5 protein-coding genes are annotated in these 3,938 nt (G+C 64.4%); all 5 read left to right on the forward strand.

All coding sequences use genetic code 11. The features are described from left to right. Positions 1-1,137 (forward strand): DUF4040 domain-containing protein (locus M9890_15520; GenBank protein MCO5178363.1); only part of this gene is annotated, 1,137 nt, incomplete at its 5' end. Positions 1,138-1,141: 4 nt separating this feature from the next. Continuing rightward, positions 1,142-1,588: a hypothetical protein gene (locus M9890_15525; GenBank protein ID MCO5178364.1), complete on the forward strand. Its 447-nt coding sequence runs from the start codon at positions 1,142-1,144 to the stop codon at positions 1,586-1,588. Next, a complete protein-coding gene (locus tag M9890_15530) occupies positions 1,585-1,944 on the forward strand; it encodes an NADH-quinone oxidoreductase subunit K (GenBank protein MCO5178365.1) in 360 nt (119 codons plus the stop codon). Before M9890_15525 ends, M9890_15530 begins: the two co-directional genes overlap by 4 nt. After that, complete coding sequence (locus tag M9890_15535; GenBank protein MCO5178366.1) at positions 1,941-3,326, forward strand: hypothetical protein; 1,386 nt, start codon at positions 1,941-1,943, stop codon at positions 3,324-3,326. The genes M9890_15530 and M9890_15535 overlap by 4 nt, the downstream gene beginning before the upstream one ends. Further along, positions 3,323-3,805, forward strand: coding sequence for a Na+/H+ antiporter subunit E (locus tag M9890_15540; protein MCO5178367.1), 483 nt, complete (start codon positions 3,323-3,325; stop codon positions 3,803-3,805). The genes M9890_15535 and M9890_15540 overlap by 4 nt, the downstream gene beginning before the upstream one ends. Positions 3,806-3,938: the final 133 nt, after the last annotated feature.

The raw sequence follows: 3,938 nt of genomic DNA on the forward strand, positions 1-3,938 counted from the left end.
GGATTCTTCAAGGACGAGGTGTTCTTCGCCGGCGCTGCCGAGCGCGGCGGCGTCATTCCGCTGCTCGCTGTGGCCGGCGCGGCGCTGACGTTCGCTTACAGCTGGCGCTTCTGGGGCGGCATCTTCGTTGGGCGCGTTGTCACCGAGCCGCGCCGCATCCCGCTCGTGATGATCGTGCCGATCGTCTTCCTCGGCGCGCTGGTGCTCTTTCTGGGCATCTTCCCCGGCGTGGCAGCCAAGATCGCGGAAGAAGCGGGCTCAGCCAGCGTTCGTGCCCCGCTGGTCATGCACCTTGCCTATCACTTCAACCTGGAAGCCCCGAACGTGATGGCGATGGCGACCTGGGCGGCCGGGCTGCTCCTCGTTGCGACGTCATCCCGTTGGGCGTTCATTCCCCGCCGCATCGCGCGGGCGAGTCGCCATGTCGGGCCAGATCGCTTCGGTGCGTGGGTGATCGGCGCGCTCAATGGTCTGTCGCGTCGCTTGCATGCCTACGAGGTGCAGACGCTTCAGCAGCGGGTGGGCACGATCTTCGTCGCTGCGGCGATCCTCGTTGGCGTAACGATCCTGTTTGCGCCGCCGTGGCCTTCGTATCGCGTCGGCCGGTTCCCGGTTGATGAGTGGCCGCTGGCACTGTTCCTCGCTCTCGCCGCGCTCGCGGGTATGGTGGCGACGTTCACGAGCGGTCGCCTGTCGCTGGTCCTGGCGTTGTCGGCGGTCGGCTACTCAATCTCAGCCGTCTTCGTCTTCATCGGCGCGCCGGACGTCGCGCTCGTGGCCGTGCTGATCGAGACGATGATGACGCTGCTCCTGCTGGGAGTCATCAGCCTGTTGCCACGGGATATCGACCAGACGCAATTGACGGAGTCCATACAGCAGCGGCGACGTGGCCGCGTCATTGGCGTTCTCGCGGCAGGGTTTGCCTTCGCCATTGCCTGGGGTGTCCTGTCCCGCCCGGCTCCCGACCCGACGATGTCGCGACAACTCATTACGCTGACACCATCGGCCCACGCCAGCGATATCGTGACCGCGATTCTGGCGGACTTCCGTGGGCTGGATACGATGGGAGAGATAACGGTCATCGCTATCGCTCTGCTTGGTACGCTGGCCCTGTTTACGGCACGGAGACGAGTGTGAACCGATGAGCAGCACGCTGTTGACGACAACGGTCTCCCGCCTGATCCTCGCGCCGACGCTGGTGACAGCCGTTGCGTTTGTCGTGAAGGGCTATGCCAGCGCCGGAGACGGCTTCAGCGCCGGGGTTGTGGCCGGGACTGCCGTCGTCGTTCAGTTCATGGCGGTCGGGCCGCGCGAGATGGCCAACCGGTTCCCGCTCCTGCGCTACGCGCCGTGGCTCACGTTTGGTGGTCTGGTGCTTGGGCTGCTGACTGCGTTTGCGCCGCTGGCGTTCGGCTACCCGGTGCTGACCCACTTCCCGCGCCCAGATGAGCACGTGCCGCACCTGGGGCTGTTAGCGATGCACACAGCGATCCTCTTCGATGTGGCGGTCTTCCTGATTGTGTTCGGCTTCATCGTATCGCTGCTCGGCCTGATCGGCGGTATTGGCGTGGAGGGAGAGTCGAAATGATCCTGGCGCTGGCATTGGCAGTCGCCGTTCTCTTCGGCTCGGGTGCCTACCTGCTCGTCAAGCGCGACCTCGTGCGTGTTGTCGGCGGCATTCTCCTGATGTCCAACGCGGCGAACCTGTTTATCGTATCGACCGGCCTCACGCGCGGTCGCGAGCCGATCTACCCGCTGGAACCTGGCGTCACCGTCAGTGATCCGCTCGTGCAGGCGCTGGTGCTGACGTCGATCGTCATCACGTTCGGTACGGCGGCTGTTGTCCTTGGCCTGGTCTATCAGGTCTATCGTGGCACGACGTCGGAGGCGGTTGAGCCGGAGCCGGAGAATCCACCGACGACGTGGGAGACGGAGGATCGATGAGCGACGGCGCATTGCTGCTCCTGCCGTTGGGGATCGCCTGGTTCGCGGCGCTCCTGCTCTCGCCGCTCGACGGACGCCGTCGCTGGGTGGGCTGGTTCGCAGTCTCTGCGCTCGGCGCTGGTCTGGCGGCCTGGGTCTGGCTGGCGGTGCGTGTCTGGCGCTCCGGCCCGGTCGAGATGATCGCCGGAAACTGGGGGCCGGGCGTCGGTATCCGTCTGCGAGCTGACGAGCTCGGCATCGCGTTCGCGCTCGTCTCCATCATCGTCCTGCTCGCGGCGCTCGTCTACGAGGTCCTCGGCGGCGTTCACGAGCGCGCACTCCCGGAACTGGTCCTGTTCATGGCGACTGGCCTGACCGGTGTCTTCATGACCGCCGACATCTTCAATTTTTATGTCTTCTTCGAGATCGCGATGATCTCGTCGTTCGTGCTGGCCAGCTACGGCACGGAGGCTCGTCACTATCGCGCGGCGCTGACGTTTACGCTGGTCAACGTGCTCGGTTCGGTTGTCTTCCTCTCCGGTATTGCTTCCCTCTATCACCTGACTGGCACACTGGATATGGACGCCGTCGCCATTCGCGCTGCCGATGCTTCGTCCGGGTCAGTCATGCTGACCGCCGTCCTCATCTTCGTTGCCTTCGGGCTGAAGTTGGGCCTCTTCCCATTCCACGCCTGGGTGCCGCTGGTGTATCGCGACACATGGCCGGCCGTCGCGGCGATCCTCAGCGCGGCGCTGGCCAATATCGGCAGCTACGGTCTGCTGCGCTTCGGTGCCGGCCTGCTGCCGCGTGAGCTGGATCTGACGGCCGGCGGCATCATCCTGCTCGGCAGCCTGAGCATCATCTACGGCGCGATACAGGCGATCGGTGCGCGCACGGGGAGCGAGGTGATCGCCTGGTCGTCGATCGGACAGGTTGGCTACATCCTCGTCGCCATCGGCATCGGTGGAAAGATCGGCCTCGAAGCAGCCGTGCTCTACGCGCTCATCAATGCGCTGAACAAGCTGGTGCTGTTTCTGGCCATTGGCCTGCGCGGCTGGCTGGTTGGCGCATCTGTCGCGGTCGCCGCATTCAGCGTGGCGGGCGTCCCGCCGACAGCCGGATTCTTCGGCAAGCTCGACATCTTCCGCGCCAGCGTGGATGCAGGCCGAAATGCGCTTGTCGTGCTGGTCATCGTCGGTGGCGCGTTGTCTCTGGTCTACATGTTCCAGTTCTATCAGCATCGCTTCTGGATGAAGACTGCCGACGAGTCGGTCAGTCCGCTCAGTAGCCGTTTGTTCGTGCTGGGGCTGGCGGTCGTGATCGTGGCCGTTGGCGTCTGGCCCGAACCGTTGCTGGCGCTCAGTGCGCGAGCGGCGGCGGTGCTGCCGGGCGGTGGCGCATGAGCGGCTTCCTCGTGCGGCTCGTCCTGCTGAGTGGCGTCTGGCTGCTCGCGCTGGGCGATGTCAGCTTCGGCGATTTGGTGATTGGCCTGCTCCTGTCAGGTGGGCTGCTCTGGTTGCTCGGCTACCATCACTCATCCCGCACGCCACACGTCGTCGTCGGGCGCGTCATGTATTTCGTGCCGTTTGCCTGCGCTGCGCTGTACCAGATCATCCTCGGGACCATCGACGTGTCAGCCGTGATCCTGGGCAGGCGCGAGGCGAAGCCCGCCTATGTCGCCGTGCCGATCGGCGACCGCACGCCAAACGGTGTCGCGGTGACGACCTGGTTGACAACATTGATCCCCGGGTCGGCATTGGTGGAGATCGAGGATGAGAGCAGCGTCATGGTGTTCCACGTTCTCGATGTGGCCGAGCCGGGCCAGTTTATCGACAATCTCGATCGGTTCTACCAGCGCTATCAGCGCCAGGTCTTTCCGTAGGTCGGCACGAAAGGAGGGCAGATGCATTCGATCGTGTTCGATATCGCAACGATGTGGGTCATCATCCTGATCGGTCTGGGTGTTGTGCTCACGTTGCGCGCTGATTCAGTGATGCTTCGGATTCTGGCGCTGG

The organism is Thermomicrobiales bacterium (assembly GCA_023954495.1).
Classification (GTDB): domain Bacteria; phylum Chloroflexota; class Chloroflexia; order Thermomicrobiales; family CFX8; genus JAMLIA01.